This is a genomic window from Blautia sp. MCC270, from assembly GCF_018785605.1.
GTDB lineage: Bacteria > Bacillota > Clostridia > Lachnospirales > Lachnospiraceae > Blautia_A > Blautia_A fusiformis.
Genome location: NZ_WQQD01000029.1, coordinates 38,424 through 54,954 on the forward strand (window position 1 = coordinate 38,424; position 16,531 = coordinate 54,954).

Here is a 16,531-nt window from a genome sequence, read left to right on the forward strand (position 1 = left end):
TATTGATAAGGGAAAAAGGGGACGGTTCCCACTAAAGGTGACCGTCCCCTGACCCCTAACGTTAACAGAAATTCCTTATTTCATCTCTACATAAGCACCGTCTTTGATCTCGAATGCTTTCGGCTCTTTATCACACTCGCCATCCTCGGTCCATTTTGCTTTTCCGGTAAGTCCATCAAGCTCGATGTTTGCCATGGATGCGCTCATTGCTGCACTGATGTCTGCATTTTCCATATCTGGTGTGATCTTTGCATCGTCAGCTGCAAGCTGCATTGCGTAAAGTACATCATATGTATCTGCCGCAAACTGGTTCGGGATCTCACCGTTGTGAGCATCGCCGTATGCTTTTACGAAGTTCTGGCTCTTCTCATCTGTAGCTGTTGCGGAGAATGGTGTCAGAAGCATAACACCCTCTGCAAGGGATTTATCGAAGTTCTCTACATTGAGGATACCATCCATGCCATCTACACCAAAGAATTTAATGTCAAGTCCTGCCTCAGATGCCTGCTGAAGGATCAGCGCATTGTCGGAATAGTAGTTTGGAAGGAAAAGAAGCTCAGCGCCGCTCTTCTTGATCTTTGCAAGCTGTACAGAATAGTCTGTGTTGCTGTCTGTTGTGTAAGCCTCATCTGCAACTACTTCAAGTCCGTCATCAGCAGCTGCTGCAACGAATGCGTCATGTACACCGGAGTTGTAGTCAGCAGCGGAATCATAAAGTACTGCTACTTTCGTTGCAAGTTTGTGCTCGGAAATGTACTGAGCAGATTTGGTTCCCTGTGCCGGGTCTGTGAAGCACATACGGAACTCGTTTGTTCCTGCTGTGATACAGTCAAGTGCTGTTGCGGATGGTGTGAAGAGGAATGTATCCTCAGCTGCCTCAGCTCCTACTGCGATACAGGAACCGGATGTTACAGTTCCACAAAGCATCTGCATTCCTTTATCGATCAGGTCATTGTATGCGTTAACAGCCTTCTCCGGATCTCCCTGGTCATCACCTGCGTCAAGAATCTCTACTTTATATCCGTTGAATCCACCGTTCTCGTTGATCTCATCAGCTGCGATCTTGGCTGCGTTGTATACGTTGGTACCGTACTGTGCGTAATCACCTGTCATCGGTCCGATCACACCGATCTTAAATGTCTCATCTGCTGCAAAAACTGATGTAGGCATCATCATAGCTGCTGTCATCGCTGCTGCTGATGCAACGCCGATTACTTTCTTCCAATTCTTCATAATAATCTCTCCTCCTGCGCTTTGTCGCGTTACTAATGTTTAATGGTAAAATTATAGCATCGCATATTTTTTATTTCAAGGGCAAATTTAGTTATCTGTTGTTTTTCGTCTGATTGCACAACACGGACACTTGTCCGCTGTACAGCTTGTGTCGTTTTTCGGCAAATTGTCTGAATTTTTTTACAAAAAAATCCAGGGAAAAATTCCCTGGACTCCTTCGTCTCTTAATACTTTACTTATGCGATTGCTTTCTTAGCGATCTCAGCAAGAGCTGTGAAGCCTGCTGCATCATTAACAGCCATCTCTGCAAGCATCTTTCTGTTGATGTCGATGTTTGCAACCTTAAGGCCGTGCATCATTTTGCTGTAGGAAAGTCCGTTCATTCTTGCTGCTGCGTTGATACGAGCGATCCAGAGCTGTCTGAACTGACGTTTCTTCTGTTTTCTTCCTGCATAGGAGCTTGTAAGAGCTCTCATTACAGACTGTTTTGCTACTCTATACTGTTTGGAACGGGCTCCTCTGTAGCCTTTTGCCAGTTTTAATGTACGGTTATGTCTTTTCTTTGCGTTTAATCCGCCTTTAATTCTTGCCATTTCTTAATTCTCCTCCTGTTCGTCTTCTCTATCTTATAAATATGGTAATACTTTCTTCATGCTCTTTACATTAGTAGAATCAACAACAGTAGATTTTCTCAGATTTCTCTTTCTCTTCTGAGATTTCTTTGTAAGGATATGGCTCTTGTAGGCTTTATTTCTTACTAATTTTCCTGTACCTGTTTTTTTAAAGCGCTTTGCTGCTGCTCTGCAAGTTTTAATTTTTGGCATTATGAATTCCTCCTTGATTTGGTACTTCTAAATTTTATATAGCATCCCGTTCTGCCCGGCTGTTGCCGTGAAGACTGAGATATCTACCGTTTCTCAGTCAGAAACATAGTCATGCTTCTGCCTTCTACCTTCGGAGCCTTCTCTACAGTCGCTATATCGGACAGAAGATCTGCGAAGTCATCAAGCACATGCCTACTGCTGGACATATGTGCCATCTCTCTTCCGCGGAAACGAAGTGTAACCTTAACTCTGTCGCCCTTGCTAAGGAACTTTCTTGCTGCATTTACCTTCGTCTTCAAATCATTCGTATCAATGTTCGGGGAAAGACGCACTTCTTTGACATCGATGGTTTTCTGCTTTTTTCTGGCCTCTTTTTCTTTTCTTGCAAGCTCGTAACGGTATTTACCGTAATCGATGATCTTGCATACCGGCGGTTTCGCCTGTGGGGCAATCTTTACAAGGTCAAGTCCTGCCTCCTGCGCTTTCGCCATCGCTTCTCTGGCGGACACGATTCCAAGCTGAGCTCCGTCCGGACCAATCAAGCGTACCTCTCTGTCTCTGATCTGTTCGTTAATCATTAAACCGCTAATTGTTGTACACCTCCATGAACATGATAGAATTATTTTTTTCTTTCTCATTAATGTAGCTTAAGCCGCACAAAAAAAGCGCAGACAGATGTCCACACTTCAAATAATTACACCTGCGCACTGATGGTTGGTCCGTTCGCAGTACTGTGCAATATTGACCTGAGTCGCTTATCTTCAGCGCTGAGGTGAGAGTGAACTCTGCTTTCTTTTCGCTACGTACTTTAAGAGGATACCATGGTGTCTGCTATTTGTCAACTGTTTTTTATATTATTATGTATTTATTTTTTGAGTATAAATTTTTCTTCTTCCGGACATACTATGCAACATCGGAATCTGTCAAGCCTTACCGCAGTGCTGACGATCAGACAGGATGCGCATTCCGGCAGGCTGACGGTTTCCGGTAAAATCATAATTATCAGGAGGACACTTTTATGACAAGTCTTAAATGCTCCGCACACAACTGCTGCTATAACAAAAATTCTCTCTGCTCCAGGGGATCCATCAGTGTCGAAGGTGCAGATGCTCGTTATGCGGACGACACCGCCTGTGAAAGCTTCCGTGACCAGGAAGAGTGCGCTGTAAAAAATTCCGCAGATCCCTGCTGTGGGTGTGAGACCATTAACATCGACTGCAAAGCACACAACTGCACCTACAATGAGCACTGCAAATGCACCGCAGCTTCCATCAATGTATCCGGTGACAATGCACATCGCTGCTGTGATACAAAATGTGATACTTTCAGCTGCGAATGCTGATATCCTGAACAGAAATCCTGTTTCCATACAGAGCAGACATTCCTGTTTCTTTTGATCAGAAAGTCAAAAAGATCCGGCAGCGTTCCAGATGGAGTCTCTGCCGGATCTTATCATGTTCATTTATTATCTGTTCTTAAGAAAATCCGGGATCTGGATGTCCTTTTTCTGAACAGTGCTTGTAGGAGCCTTTGTTCCAAACTGTGTGGAATTCATAGTCGGCAGGCTGAAGCTTGGCATGTTAAGGTTCATACCGCCTGGCTGTGACTGGCTTGTTTTTTTGGTGTTTCCGAATACAGAATTGGAAGCTCTGTTTCCAAATGGTGTGTTCTGAAGGTTATTGTCTGTAAGACCTGTAGCAATAACTGTAATTCTCGCATAATCTGCAACAGAATCATCATACATAGCACCAAAGATGATGTTTGCATCCTCACCTGTAAGCTCCTGTACATAGCTTGCAGCATCGTTGGCATCCATAAGAGAAATATCTCCGGAAATGTTGATGATCACATGAGTAGCGCCCTTGATGGTTGTCTCAAGAAGCGGAGAAGATACCGCCTGCTGTACAGCCTCCATAGCCTTGTCATCACCTCTTGCCTCACCGATACCGATATGAGCGATTCCCTTGTCTGTCATGACTGTCTGCACATCTGCAAAGTCAAGGTTGATCAGAGCCGGCAGATTGATCAGGTCTGTAATACCCTGTACTGCCTGCTGAAGAACCTCATCAGCCTTACGCAGTGCTTCCGGCATGGTTGTTCTTCTGTCAACGATCTCAAGTAATTTGTCATTAGGGATGACAATCAAAGTGTCAACTGCTTTCTTCAGATTTTCGATTCCCGCAAGTGCATTGTTCATACGGGTCTTTGCTTCAAAACGGAAAGGCTTGGTAACAACACCGACAGTCAGGATACCCATCTCTTTTGCCGCACCGGCGATCACAGGAGCAGCTCCGGTTCCGGTTCCGCCTCCCATACCACAGGTAACGAAAACCATGTCCGCTCCCTCGATGATCTTCTTAACTTCCTCAATGCTCTCCTCAGCTGCCTTCTGTCCAACCTCCGGCTGTGCACCGGCGCCGAGACCTTTCGTAATTTTCTCACCAATCTGAAGTACAGTCGGAGCTTTACACAGTGTCAGAGCCTGTTTATCGGTATTAACACCTACAAACTCAACTCCGCCAATGGCCTCTTCCACCATTCTGTTTACCGCATTATTACCTGCGCCGCCTACTCCAATTACAATAATTTTCGCAGAAGACTCAGCCTCATTCGTCATTATCTCTAACAATGTACTTCCTCCTTTATTTCTACCTGATATCCGATTCAGTGTAATAATCTATTCCAAGCTACATATACACATAGTTATATCATATATTTTTTTCGGTAATTAATCAACCATTAATTTTGTTTTTTTATACTTTTTTCACTAAATTTCGGCACTGTTTCTATTAACCGAAACATTTACAAAACAATCTCTGGCAAAATGCCCAAATACCGGTACTATATATTAAGAAAGCTTTTTTATCTTTACTCATAATCGGACTCATCACTGTAATCGCTGTACGAATTTTCATCATAATCCTCAGCGCCTTCTTCCTGATCACTGCTGTAATCAGCCTCTTCCTCGGTGCTGTCCGTACTGCTGTCTGAAGAGTCTTCTTCATTTTCTGTATCTTCGGTATCCGTACTCTGAGCATCTGGATCTTCGGAGTCTGTTCCGTCTCCGGAGCTTTCTGCCGAAGCCTGATAATCCTCCAGAGTGCCTACATAATTGCCATCACGGTCATATTCACTGACTCCGTCATAGCCTCCGTCTTCCCGGTAACCGCCCTTCCAGTTTCCTTTTTCTGCCATGGTTTCTTCTGTGGGGGCTTCGCCTACATAGGTCATGTTGGCATCGTACTCTCCACTGCCTGTGTAATCTCCCTCTTCATCATAGCCACCTACCCAGTTTTCCTGCGCATACTCCAGATCCGTCTGCGGTTTCGGTCCTACATAGTTGCCATTTTCGTCGTATTCGCCTTCTCCGGTGTAATTTCCTTCCTCATCATAGCCTCCGGTCCAGTTTTCTGCGGAAGTCTGGCTCTCATCCTGTTCCTGCTCCAGGGTAATGTTCTTGGAATTATCATTTACATTTTCTGCATGGAGAATTCCTTTTTTTTCGGAAATCATCGGAAGGATAGCCAGAACTCTGGTCATTTTGTCTTCCAGATATTCATCCTTTCCAAGTTTAACTGTGATATCCCCGTAAACAAGACTGATCTGTCCGTCGTCTTCAAATTCAATGTGATCCGGAACCTTATCATTTTTTGCAAAAATAGTAGAAAGAGCAACTGCCGTGTTCATCACCGTTTCATCCTTGATGGGGAGTTTCTCGTTCTGGATCACTTTTTTGACTTTGATCCCGTCAAAAAACGGGATTTTTTCGTTACGTTCCGTGGATCCTTCCACAAAAATACCGTTTCTGTCAAAATAAATATAACTGTCCAGATAAGGGATACAGCCAACGATATCCTTCTCCTTCACACTGACACAGATGGTGTGCCGGTTCAGCCTTGTTACGGTATAGCCTTCTATAAAGGGAACATCCTTTGTATTCTGCTTAGTATAAAGAAGCGGTGCAAGAACAGAATTGGATGCCAGCGGCCCCCTAAGCACCATCTTCCTGATCTGTTTTTCAGAATAATGGTTGCTGCCCATCACCTGCACTTCATCTACCTGATAATACGTAAAAAAGAAAATAATTCCTGCCAGCAGCAGGACAAGAAGTCCGCCAACTGCTTTCAGTGGCTTTTTTTTTGATGTTTTCATAAAGTTCCTCTGTCCTTTATCAGCAGACCGCCCAGTGCGGTCAGATCCTCACAGATATGTTCATAGCCTCTTTCTATGAAACAACAGCCCCGGATCCTGGTAATCCCCTGCGCGGCAAGTGCTGCGATCACAAGTGCCGCACCACCGCGAAGTTCCTCTGCTTCCACAGTACAACCGGTCAGGGGCTGCCCTCCGTATATCACAGCAACTCCATCCCGGATCTGGATCTGTGCTCCCATTTTACAGAGCCATGAAGCTGTTTTATATCTGTCTTCAAAAATCTTCTCGCGGATCCTGCTCACTCCCGGGATCGTGGCCAATACCGCCATCGCAGGAGACTGCAGGTCTGTAGGAAATCCCGGATAAACTTCTGTTTCCAGAAGCTCCAGGGGAAAACCTGTATTTTTTCCGTTGACTATTAGTTTACCACCTACCCTGCGGCATTGTCCACCCATTTTCCGATATACGTCCAGGATTCCATCCATTTCCTCCAGAGGCGGATTTTCCAGGATGATCTCTCCTCTGGTTGCCGCCGCTGCCATGAGATAGGTCCCGGCGACAATACGGTCTGGTGGAATGCAGCTATCGCCAGCTTCAAGCTTCTCCACCCCTTCAATACAGATACAGCCATTTTCACGAATCCGGATCTTTGCCCCCATTCCGGTAAGATAATGGCAAAGCCAATAAATTTCCGGTTCACAGGCGCAGCCGTTAAGGACTGTTTTCCCCTCTGCAAGGACCGCTGCCAGAATGCCCTGTTCTGTAGCGCCTACACTTCTTTTTTGAAAAAACATCTCTGCGCCTCGGAGTTTTCCACAGGATGCCCGGATCATCCCGCCGTTTTCCACCACAGCTGCACCAAGGCGGCGCAAAACCTGGATATGAAGATCCACCGGCCGCTTCCCGATTACACAGCCTCCGGGATATCCTGTCTGTGCCTTTTTGCTCCGCCCCAGCATTGCTCCCATTAAGATCACGGAAGAACGCATTTTTCCGGAATAACACTCCGGTATCATGGTGCCGTCCGCATGGCTGCAGTCCAGATAAAGATCTTGACCTTCCCACCAGGTTTCTGCCCCCAGATATTTCAGGATCTTTTCCATCAAATATACATCACTGATTTTCGGGCATCCCCGAAGTACACTGGTCCCGGTACTTAAGAGTGCTGCTGCCATAACCGGAAGTGCCGCATTTTTTGACCCCTGGATCCGGACGCTTCCATGCAGCGGCCTGCCTCCGGTCACGATGATCTCATCGATCTCATTCAAGTATTCCACTCCTAAAAGGGCCTCTTACTTGTTATTCTATGTGATCCTTCCATGTCTGTGACTGCTGACACTTAAGGCCAGCCCCATTTCCCCCAGAAGAAAAACAACAGAAGTTCCGCCATAGCTTACAAAGGGCAGAGTGATCCCGGTGTTGGGAATCGTATTCGTTACTACTGCAACATTCAGGACTACCTGGATCGCCATATGTGCCATGATCCCGGCGCACAGCAGCGTTCCCTGCAGATCCCGGCAGTTTAATGCCAGAATACAAAGCCTCCAGATCAGAATACCAAACAGAAAAAGTGTCAGAAAGGCTCCCAGTATCCCCGTTTCCTCACACACAATAGAAAATATCATATCATTCTGGGCTTCCGGGACAAATCCCAGCTTCTGCAGACTGTTCCCGAACCCCTTGCCGAAGATCCCTCCGCTTCCGATCGCATACAGGCCCTGTATAGTCTGAAATCCTTTTTCATATTTTTCCGGATCCCGCCAGATTGCCAGGCGTTCCAGACGATAACTCTCCGCGGCAAGAAAAACCGCAATAAATCCTATCCCCGCACCTCCAAGTGCGAGAAACTGCAGATACCTGGGATTGGCCACAAAGATCAGCAGCACACCGATCCCCAGAATGATCACCGCTGTGCTTAAGTTATTGGAGCCCACCAGACCTGCTACCGGAAGCAAAGTCATCATAGTCCTGCAGATAAACCAGAATCCGGTTGTTTTGCTTTTTGTATTGCTGATCTGCCACACCAGAAACAATATCACTGCCACCTTGGAAAACTCCGACGGCTGAAAGGAAAGCGGCCCCAGGTTCAGCCACCTCTTCGATCCATTGATCTCCTGTCCGAAAAGCAGGACTGCAGCAGACAGAAAAAGCGAAAAAATATAGGCAGCCGGCGCCAGCTTTACAGACAGTCGGTAATCTACCCGTGATGCCAGATACATAACAAGCAGCCCCAGTGCCGTGGCAAAGAGCTGCTTCTTAAAATAATAGGCAGAGTCGTGGAAACGTACTCTGCCATTATATTCACTTGCCGAAAAAAGCGCCCCGAGTCCCAATACCACCAGAATCAGAACCAGTACCCAGAGAACGGTATCTGTCTTTCCGGTCTGTTTCTGTCCTGCCTTCATGCATGGCCTCCACAGTGGTCTTTATTTCAGCTTATGTATGTATTTTTCGGATTATTACAGTGCTTTCACGTATTCCTTGAACATGTCACCGCGCTGCTCATAATTATCAAACTGTCCCCAGCTCGCACATGCCGGTGAAAGCAGAACCGCATCTCCGGGATTGGCTTTTTCCGCACAGACCCGGACAGCTTCCTTCAGATCCTCGCAGAGGATGATATCTGTAAATCCAAGACGTTCTGCTGCTGCTTTGATCTTCTCTTTCGTCTGACCGATGAGAACAAGATAACGGACTTTTCCGTCGAAGGATTCTATCCACTCATCATAGCTGGATTCCTTGTCATAGCCACCGCCGATCAGAAGAGTCGGACAGTTCATTGCCTGAATCCCCTTGATGGCCGCATCCGGATTGGTTCCCTTGGAATCGTTGTAATATGCAACACCGTTTTTCTCTGTCACATACTCGATCCTGTGTGGAACTGCCACAAACTCACAGACACTCTTGCGGATACTCTCCACAGAAACGCCCGCATAATATGCCATGGCTGCTGCTGCCATTACATTCTCGTGATTATGACGTCCCAGGATCTTAAGCTCTCCGGTTTTTACGATCGGGATCTCTTCTTTTTCTGTTTTCAGAATGATCTGGTTTCCGTCCAGATAGATTCCCTGATCCAGTTTACGAAGGCTTGAGAAATATACCACCTTCGGAACGATATTTTCACCGAATTTACGAAGGACTTCATCCTCGTAATTCAGAACACATACATCTTCCGGTCCCTGATTTTTGGTGATCAGTTCTTTTACACGGATGTATTCCTCCATGGTATGGTGCCGGTTCAAATGATCCTCTGTGATGTTGAGGATCGCACTTACCTTCGGGCGGAACTGGTCGATGGTCTCCAGCTGGAAGCTGCTGATCTCCGCAACAGTTACGGAATCCTCCCTCATCTCCAATGATTTGGATGTATATGCAGTTCCGATATTTCCTACAACAAATACAGATTCACGGGCATCTCCCATGATCTTTCCGAGGAGTGCTGTTGTTGTTGTCTTACCGTTGGTTCCTGTGATCGCAAGAACCTCTCCCTTGCCTGTACGGTAGGCAAGCTCCACCTCGCTCCATACCGGAAGGCCCTTTTCATAGAAGCTCTTTACCAGCGGCAGGTCTGTGGGAACTCCCGGACTTAGCACTACAAGATCAAGACTGTCCAGCGCTCTCTCCGGAAAATCTCCGGCCCAGATCTCCGGGGTGTATTTTCCGTTTGTTTTATGTAAAACTGCCTCTTTATCAAGATCTGCGTTTCCGTCATAGATTACCGGCTGTGCTCCTGCACTTCCAAGCAGATCAGCTGCTCCAATGCCGCTTTTTCCGGCTCCGAAAACGAGAACTTTTTTTCCTTTTAAATCCATTTTTTCTGTTCCTCCTTATAATGCCAGGAGAGCGATCAGGCACATAATAGCAGTTACAACAGAGAACACTGCAACAACTCGTGTCTCAGACCACCCACAAAGCTCAAAATGATGGTGGATAGGCGCCATCTTGAAGATTCTTTTTCCGTGTGTTGCCTTGAAATAGGATACCTGGAGCATAACAGACAATACCTCCACAAGGTAGATCAGTCCGACCAGGATGATAAACAGCGGCATCTGCATGGCATAAGCCACACCAGCCACAAAGCCACCCAATGCCAGAGAACCGGTGTCTCCCATAAATACCTTGGCAGGATATACATTAAACAGAAGAAATCCCATCAGACTGCCCACAACTGCACAGGTGATCGGTTCCACACCACTGTTCATTCCAAGGGAAACCACCGTAAAGAATACTGCCACGATCAGGGTAACACTGGAAGCCAGTCCGTCAAGTCCATCCGTAAAATTGACTCCGTTTACTGTACCGATCACCGCAAAGAACAGTACCGGAACCGCAAACCATCCCAGGTTCAGATAATGTCCGCTCCAAAACGGGATCTTCATAGTCAGGGATACGTTGGAATAATTTACAAGATAAAAAGCAAATACAGCTGTCACAACGATCTGCAGTGCCATTTTCTGCCATGGCAGAAGTCCGTCAGAACGCTTCAGAACTACCTTCAGATAATCATCCAGAAATCCGATCAGTCCAAATCCCAGTGTCAGGAAAAGTACCGGGATGATCATCGGATAATCTCTGATATAAAACAGTGATGTTACAGTTGTTGCAATGAGAAAGATCACCCCACCCATAGTAGGGGTACCGTTCTTTTTCAGGTGGGACTGCACACCCAGCTCTCTCTCTGTCTGTCCCATTTTAAGTCTTCTTAAAAAAGGGATAACAATCGGTCCTAATACAAGGCTGATCGCAAATGAGATCAGCACAGGGATCACAACATGAAACTCCATCCTCACACCTCTAATTCTTTCGTTTTTTTATACTTCTTCAACAGTATAAGGCTTTTATCCTCATTAATCAACCCCATCTGCCCGGTTTTCCCCGAATGGAGTTTCCGTAACTGTCCTCTCGATCCCAAGATAGGGAAGTACATTTTCAAAAATACTGCGTACCACCGGTGCGGCAATGATCCCACCATAATACATACCCTGGGGTGCATAGATGATACAAAGAGCCAGGACCTTCGGATCCTCTGCCGGGGCAAACCCCAGGAATGAAGAAATATATCTGCCGGAGCCTCTGGGCAGTGTCTGAGAGGTAGCTGTTTTTCCCCCAATGGAAAATCCCTGGATCCCGGCATTTTTTCCGGAGCCTTCTGAAACTACAGTTTCCAGGATCGTACGTACTGTCCGGGAAGTCTCACCGGACACGATCCCGCTTTCCACCGGATATTCCAGTGTCCGCACCTTTGTTCCGTCCGCACTTTCCACGCTGATCCCAAAATGAGGTGTGATCCGGTTTCCGCCATTGATGATCCCACTGACGGTTGTTGCAAGCTGGATCGGTGTGATCTGAAACGACTGGCCAAAGGATACCGTGGCAAGTTCCACCTCGCCCATATTTTTGGGGTTATGCATGATCGTTCCTGCCTCTCCCGGAAGATCTATTCCTGTTTTTTTCAAAAGTCCGAACTGTTTAAAATATTTATAATAACGGTCTGCTCCAAGCCGCAGACCCACCTCAATAAATACCGGGTTACAGGAGTTCTGGGCACCTTCTACAAAACTCTGCGCACCATGTCCTGTTCTCTTTGCACAGTGGATCCGCCGATCCTCCACCACCTTATAGCCCGGACAGAAAAAACGATCCTCTGTTGACACCACTCCTTCCTCCAGCCCTGCTGCCATAGTGATGATCTTAAAAGTCGAGCCAGGTTCATAGGTATCATTCAGGCAGGGGTTTCTCCACATCCGGTTCAGAAGATCCTGCTTCTTTTCTCCCTCTGCTGCTGTTTCTTCTGTATTCAGAGTAAACGGATCGTTCAGATCAAATTCAGGCACATTGACACAGGCATAGATTTCTCCGTTCTGAGGGTTCATAAGCAGTATGGAAACTCTCTCCGCCTGTTTTTCTTCCATGACTTTACCGGCTGCCTGCTGCACATATTCCTGGATATTAACATCCAGACTGGTACGCAGAGTATTTCCTGACACCGGTTCCTTCCTCCGTTCTCCGGTTCCGTCGATCTCCACACCACGTGCATCCGTAACTGTGAGGATCTTTCCGGGCTCTCCTTTCAGGATCTCATCGTATTTCACTTCAAGACCAATGATCCCCTGATTATCACCTCCGGTAAATCCCAGTACTTTTGAAGCGAGAGATCCATAAGGATAATACCTCCGATAATCCTCATCTACCTTCACTCCCTCAAGGTCATATTCCCGGATCCTGTCTCCAATGCTTTTTTCCACGTTTGTCTGTATTCTTTCAATAGAAGAAATTTTTTCAACTTTTTTTCGGATTTCCTCTTCTTTTACAGACAATGCTCCGGACAGTACACGGATCACTTTTTCAGGATCTTTGATCTGGCTGTGTATCACCGATACTGTGCAGACTGTCCGGTTATCTGCCAGAATATTTCCCCTGATGTCCAGGATCTTTCCCCTAGCTGCTTTTATGTCACGTTCCCTCTCATGAAGATCCTCCGCCTTTTTTGAATAATATTCTGCCCGAACGTTCATAAGATACCAGAGTCTTCCCACAAGTCCCAGAAGAAGCATTATGCAGATCAGAAAAACCATCCATATTTTTTTCCTGTGATAAACCATGGTCCGGATCATAAAAAAATCCCTCTCAGAGGTCGTCACTGTAATATATGACGTTCCTCTGAGAGGGTATTCTTTTTATCTATTCCAGACCGGCCTCCTCGTTGGTAAGACCTTCGCTCTGCATATCGTTATTATCTTCGGTATCACTGTCCTCCGACTCATCTTCCGGCGGACTTGGTACATTCTCATCGGAAATGGCCTCCTTCTGCCCGTCCGCGCCGGTTCCTGTTGCAGAATCGCTGATTCCCTTAAAAAGTTCCCACAGCTCTGTAGTCGGAACTTCTCCATCCTCTGCCTCATCCGGCTGTACATTCAGATACGGAAGTGCTTCGGAAAGGATTCCCTGTGCAATGTACTGTGCGTACGTACTGCTTGCCTGATCATCTACCTTCGGCTCATCCACAACTACATAGATCACAAGCGCCGGATCATCTACCGGTGCAAATCCGATAAAGGATACCAGATACTTGCCATTGCCTCGCGGAAGCTTCTCGGCAGTACCGGTTTTACCACCGGAGCTGTAGCCCTGCACCTTGGAGGTACGGCTGGTACCATGGTCTACGCTGGCAGCCATGTAAGAGCGGATATCTGCAGATATCTTCTCGGAAATCGTCTGCTTCATCAGTGTCGGAGAGATCGTTTTTACGATTCCACCGCTACTGTCCTTGATCTTCGTCACCAGATGAGGCTGATAGTAGTATCCTCCGTTGATCACAGAACACATTGCATTGATCTCCTGGATCATGGTCAGTGTATAGCCCTGTCCGAAAGCAGAGCATGCAAGCTCCGTTTCTCCCATGGTATCGCTGGTATGGATCACACCGCTTCCCTCATTGGGAAGATCGATACCAGTTCTTGTTCCGAAATTGAAAACGCTCTGTGTCTTAAGGAAATTATCTTTTCCCATCTTTGCTGCGATCTGCATCATACCATCGTTACAGGAATTGGCAATGACATCGGAAAGAGCTTCTGTCCCGTGAGCATCCGGCCATACCGCACATTTGATAAAAGTAGTCGCACCTTCCGCTCCAAAAGACTGTCCGCCGTCACAGACAAAATTATCGCTCTCAGAAATCGCTCCCATTTCAAGTGCGGAGCCCATAACGATAGGCTTTACAACCGATCCCGGCTCGTAGGCATCTGTCACGCAGAAATTACTCCACATTCCGTTCAGCGCTTCCACGGTTTCCTCATCGTTCATGGCAGCGATCTCACTCTGGGAATACACATTTGAAAGATCTCTCGGGTTATTCAGGTCATAACGATCACCGCCGTCCATTGCCAGGATTTCTCCTGTTTTCGGATCCTCGATGATCACACCTACATTTTTGGCTCCCATCTTTTCTTCAAAGGTATTTACGTATTTTTCCACGATCTGCTGAAGTCCCAGATCCAGCGAGGTCTCAATGCTTTTGCCATCCGTCGGTTCGATGATCGTCTGTTCTACGTCGGAATTGTTGTTGATGTATCCGTACTGTCTTCCATCCACGCCGGTAAGTGTCGCATTGTAATATCCTTCCAGTCCGGCATCCGCCACATCTCTGGAAAGTGTAAATCCAACGGTATCACAGGCAGTCTCATTAAACGGATAAGATCTGAGATAATCTTCCTCAAACCATACACCTGTGATCCTGGAACGTTCTTTCAGCTGCGTGGCAGTTAGTTCACTGTCGTCTCCCGGATCTTCGTATTTTTCGAAGGCTTTTTTGTCGTCCATGGAGATCTGTTTCTTTACGATCTGATACTGACTTTTTTTTGTACTGCTGTCAGTGAGAAGCTTCCGCATCTCATCTTCATCCAATCCCAGGACTTCCACAAGAGCCTTTATGGTAGGCTCCACGGAATCCTGATCCTTATTAACCTCCAGACAGTCAAGGACCACATTATAGACCTTGTTGCTGGTTGCCAGGATATTCCCGTTCCGGTCATAGATATCTCCTCTTTTTGCCGGAAGTGTCTGATTTTCATATTTCTGCTGAGCCTGACTCAGCACCTGCTTTCGATATTTGCTTCCGCTGGTGGCATTGATATAGGTAATTCTTGCCACCAAACCGACTAAAGCCAGCAATACTAAGGAAAATAGTACTGCCAGCTTTTTCTTCATACTGTAATTTATTTTTTTTACCGGCCTGCGCCTTCTTGTACTCAATCGATCACCTGCTTAAAAACTGTACTTCTGTTACTTGTGTGTGTCCACATCCTGATACTGTCTCACATAACTGTTTCCTTCCGTGGTATAGGTCTTTATCTGATCCTCCGAAGGATATTTCATTCCAAGCTCGCCGATAGCTTTTTTCTTGATCTCGCTGATATCCACTGCAGAAGTGACCTGACTGTAATATGCATCGTTATCTTCTTTCAGCTGTGCAAGCTCAGATTCCAGATTTGCAACATTTTTCATACTCGCCGTGATTTCGGATTTTACCTGAAGATAATTGATACAGGTAAAAAGTACCGCGATGGAAACTGCCGTAAGAAACAGAACGAACCCCTTGTTCATGGCCATTGCCTTTTCCCGGTTCCGCTGTGCCTGTCTGCTTACCACCTGTTTTGCCGGTGTCACAGGTACTGCGGATTTCTGTTTTCTTTTCTGAGCCAGCCGTCGCCTTTCCTGTATCTCGGGCAGATCAGTCCTCTGAGGAACTTCCTGCAGCCGTTTTACCGCATTTCCCTGAACATACATTTCTCTGCTGTTCCTGACGGTATTTCGATTTCTTCTGGCTGTAGTCCCTCTTCCTGTCTTCGCCATTTGCCTACCTTCCATCTCTCAACTACATTTTCCGTTCAAAAATACGAAGCTTCGCACTTTTGGATCTCGGATTCTCTTCCATTTCCTCTTTTCCCGGTAAGATCGGTTTCCTTGTGATCACCTTACCCTTGGATTTCTTTCCGCATACGCAGACCGGAAAATCCGGCGGGCAGGTACAGGGATTTTCATTTTTTCGGAAAATGGTCTTAACGATCCTGTCTTCCAGAGAATGGAATGTAATGATACAGATCCTTCCTCCGTCATCCAGGAGATCGATCATGCCGTCCAGGGAATCCCGGAGCACGTCAAGCTCCCGGTTGAGCTCAATACGTATTGCCTGGAAAGTCCTCTTGGCCGGATGTCCTCCTGTAGCCTGTATTTTCATGGGGATCGCACCCCGTATGATCTCTGTCAGTTCTCCGGTTGTCCGGATCGGTGCCTGCTCTCTGGCAGCCACAATGTGTTTCGCTATATTTTTGGCAAATTTATCTTCGCCGTAATCGCGGATAATCCGATACAGCTCCCGTTCCTCATAACCGTTGACTATATCACCGGCTGTACGGCTCTGTCTTCTGTCCATTCGCATGTCCAGAGGAGAATCGTACCGATAGGAAAAACCTCTCTCTTCATTATCCAGCTGATAAGATGACACTCCCAAATCCAGCAGGATCCCGTCCACCTTCTCAATGCCACGGGATCTCAGCTCATCTGCCATGTAACAATAATTGCTGCGAATGATTGTCACCTGATTAAAGGCTGACAGCCGTTCACTCGCAGCAATTATCGCATCCTGGTCTTGATCTATGCCAATAAATCTCCCCTTGGCAGAAAGTTTCTTACACACCTCTGTGGCGTGTCCCGCTCCTCCTAAAGTGCCATCCACATAGATTCCATCCGGCTTTACCCTTAAGCCGTCAATGGTCTCATTGAGTAATACAGATTTATGCTTAAATTCCATATCCGTCTCC

15 protein-coding genes are annotated in these 16,531 nt (G+C 46.6%); 1 reads left to right on the forward strand and 14 read right to left on the reverse strand.

The annotated features are described in order from the left end of the window. Window positions 1-75 precede the first annotated feature (75 nt). The 4 genes from GPK58_RS09385 to infC form a co-directional block, all read right to left on the reverse strand. Window positions 76-1,233, reverse strand: a complete 1,158-nt coding sequence (locus GPK58_RS09385; RefSeq protein WP_015526089.1) for an ABC transporter substrate-binding protein — start codon at window positions 1,231-1,233, stop codon at window positions 76-78. A gap of 236 nt (window positions 1,234-1,469) precedes the next feature. Continuing rightward, on the reverse strand, window positions 1,470-1,826 hold the full coding sequence (gene rplT, locus GPK58_RS09390) for a 50S ribosomal protein L20 (protein WP_015526090.1): 357 nt from the start codon (window positions 1,824-1,826) through the stop codon (window positions 1,470-1,472). 33 nt (window positions 1,827-1,859) lie between these two features. Continuing rightward, window positions 1,860-2,057 (reverse strand): 50S ribosomal protein L35, encoded by a 198-nt coding sequence (rpmI, locus tag GPK58_RS09395; RefSeq protein ID WP_021651646.1) that lies wholly within the window; start codon window positions 2,055-2,057, stop codon window positions 1,860-1,862. Window positions 2,058-2,140: 83 nt separating this feature from the next. Further along, window positions 2,141-2,635, reverse strand: coding sequence for a translation initiation factor IF-3 (gene infC / locus GPK58_RS09400; protein ID WP_015526092.1), 495 nt, complete (start codon window positions 2,633-2,635; stop codon window positions 2,141-2,143). Between the two features lie 440 nt (window positions 2,636-3,075). Between infC and GPK58_RS09405 the strand changes: the two genes are divergently transcribed. Next, window positions 3,076-3,399, forward strand: a complete 324-nt coding sequence (locus tag GPK58_RS09405) for a DUF1540 domain-containing protein (protein WP_015526093.1) — start codon at window positions 3,076-3,078, stop codon at window positions 3,397-3,399. 123 nt (window positions 3,400-3,522) lie between these two features. On the opposite strand, the gene ftsZ is transcribed toward GPK58_RS09405, so the two are convergent. The 10 genes from ftsZ to rsmH form a co-directional block, all read right to left on the reverse strand. Continuing rightward, complete coding sequence (ftsZ, locus tag GPK58_RS09410; RefSeq protein WP_015526094.1) at window positions 3,523-4,674, reverse strand: cell division protein FtsZ; 1,152 nt, start codon at window positions 4,672-4,674, stop codon at window positions 3,523-3,525. A gap of 251 nt (window positions 4,675-4,925) precedes the next feature. Continuing rightward, entirely contained in the window at window positions 4,926-6,209 is a 1,284-nt protein-coding gene (locus tag GPK58_RS09415; RefSeq protein ID WP_110102934.1) for a cell division protein FtsQ/DivIB, read from the reverse strand. After that, window positions 6,206-7,486 (reverse strand): UDP-N-acetylglucosamine 1-carboxyvinyltransferase, encoded by a 1,281-nt coding sequence (murA, locus tag GPK58_RS09420; protein WP_330627239.1) that lies wholly within the window; start codon window positions 7,484-7,486, stop codon window positions 6,206-6,208. Before murA ends, GPK58_RS09415 begins: the two co-directional genes overlap by 4 nt. Before the next feature lie 27 nt (window positions 7,487-7,513). Beyond that, window positions 7,514-8,614 (reverse strand): FtsW/RodA/SpoVE family cell cycle protein, encoded by a 1,101-nt coding sequence (locus GPK58_RS09425; protein ID WP_015526098.1) that lies wholly within the window; start codon window positions 8,612-8,614, stop codon window positions 7,514-7,516. A 54-nt stretch (window positions 8,615-8,668) separates the two neighbouring features. Beyond that, window positions 8,669-10,024 (reverse strand): UDP-N-acetylmuramoyl-L-alanine--D-glutamate ligase, encoded by a 1,356-nt coding sequence (gene murD, locus GPK58_RS09430; protein WP_215638555.1) that lies wholly within the window; start codon window positions 10,022-10,024, stop codon window positions 8,669-8,671. Between the two features lie 15 nt (window positions 10,025-10,039). Further along, window positions 10,040-10,996, reverse strand: coding sequence for a phospho-N-acetylmuramoyl-pentapeptide-transferase (gene mraY, locus GPK58_RS09435; RefSeq protein WP_015526100.1), 957 nt, complete (start codon window positions 10,994-10,996; stop codon window positions 10,040-10,042). 63 nt (window positions 10,997-11,059) lie between these two features. Continuing rightward, a complete protein-coding gene (locus tag GPK58_RS09440; protein ID WP_215638556.1) occupies window positions 11,060-12,826 on the reverse strand; it encodes a peptidoglycan D,D-transpeptidase FtsI family protein in 1,767 nt (588 codons plus the stop codon). Window positions 12,827-12,893: 67 nt separating this feature from the next. Next, window positions 12,894-14,963 carry a peptidoglycan D,D-transpeptidase FtsI family protein gene (locus GPK58_RS09445; RefSeq protein WP_227588587.1) on the reverse strand — a complete coding sequence of 690 codons (2,070 nt, stop codon included), beginning with the start codon at window positions 14,961-14,963 and terminating at the stop codon, window positions 12,894-12,896. A 30-nt stretch (window positions 14,964-14,993) separates the two neighbouring features. Beyond that, on the reverse strand, window positions 14,994-15,563 hold the full coding sequence (locus tag GPK58_RS09450) for a hypothetical protein (protein WP_215638557.1): 570 nt from the start codon (window positions 15,561-15,563) through the stop codon (window positions 14,994-14,996). A 22-nt stretch (window positions 15,564-15,585) separates the two neighbouring features. Further along, window positions 15,586-16,521 (reverse strand): 16S rRNA (cytosine(1402)-N(4))-methyltransferase RsmH, encoded by a 936-nt coding sequence (gene rsmH / locus GPK58_RS09455; RefSeq protein WP_015526106.1) that lies wholly within the window; start codon window positions 16,519-16,521, stop codon window positions 15,586-15,588. Window positions 16,522-16,531 lie beyond the last annotated feature (10 nt).

Bases quoted from the DNA above. Each gene is read 5' to 3' on its own strand.
- GPK58_RS09385 (WP_015526089.1), bottom strand. From the start codon at position 1,233: ATGAAGAATTGGAAGAAAGTAATCGGCGTTGCATCAGCAGCAGCGATG.
- rplT (WP_015526090.1), bottom strand. From the start codon at position 1,826: ATGGCAAGAATTAAAGGCGGATTAAACGCAAAGAAAAGACATAACCGT.
- rpmI (WP_021651646.1), bottom strand. From the start codon at position 2,057: ATGCCAAAAATTAAAACTTGCAGAGCAGCAGCAAAGCGCTTTAAAAAA.
- infC (WP_015526092.1), bottom strand. From the start codon at position 2,635: ATGATTAACGAACAGATCAGAGACAGAGAGGTACGCTTGATTGGTCCG.
- GPK58_RS09405 (WP_015526093.1), top strand. From the start codon at position 3,076: ATGACAAGTCTTAAATGCTCCGCACACAACTGCTGCTATAACAAAAAT.
- ftsZ (WP_015526094.1), bottom strand. From the start codon at position 4,674: ATGACGAATGAGGCTGAGTCTTCTGCGAAAATTATTGTAATTGGAGTA.
- GPK58_RS09415 (WP_110102934.1), bottom strand. From the start codon at position 6,209: ATGAAAACATCAAAAAAAAAGCCACTGAAAGCAGTTGGCGGACTTCTT.
- GPK58_RS09425 (WP_015526098.1), bottom strand. From the start codon at position 8,614: ATGAAGGCAGGACAGAAACAGACCGGAAAGACAGATACCGTTCTCTGG.
- murD (WP_215638555.1), bottom strand. From the start codon at position 10,024: ATGGATTTAAAAGGAAAAAAAGTTCTCGTTTTCGGAGCCGGAAAAAGC.
- mraY (WP_015526100.1), bottom strand. From the start codon at position 10,996: ATGGAGTTTCATGTTGTGATCCCTGTGCTGATCTCATTTGCGATCAGC.
- GPK58_RS09440 (WP_215638556.1), bottom strand. From the start codon at position 12,826: ATGATCCGGACCATGGTTTATCACAGGAAAAAAATATGGATGGTTTTT.
- GPK58_RS09450 (WP_215638557.1), bottom strand. From the start codon at position 15,563: ATGGCGAAGACAGGAAGAGGGACTACAGCCAGAAGAAATCGAAATACC.
- rsmH (WP_015526106.1), bottom strand. From the start codon at position 16,521: ATGGAATTTAAGCATAAATCTGTATTACTCAATGAGACCATTGACGGC.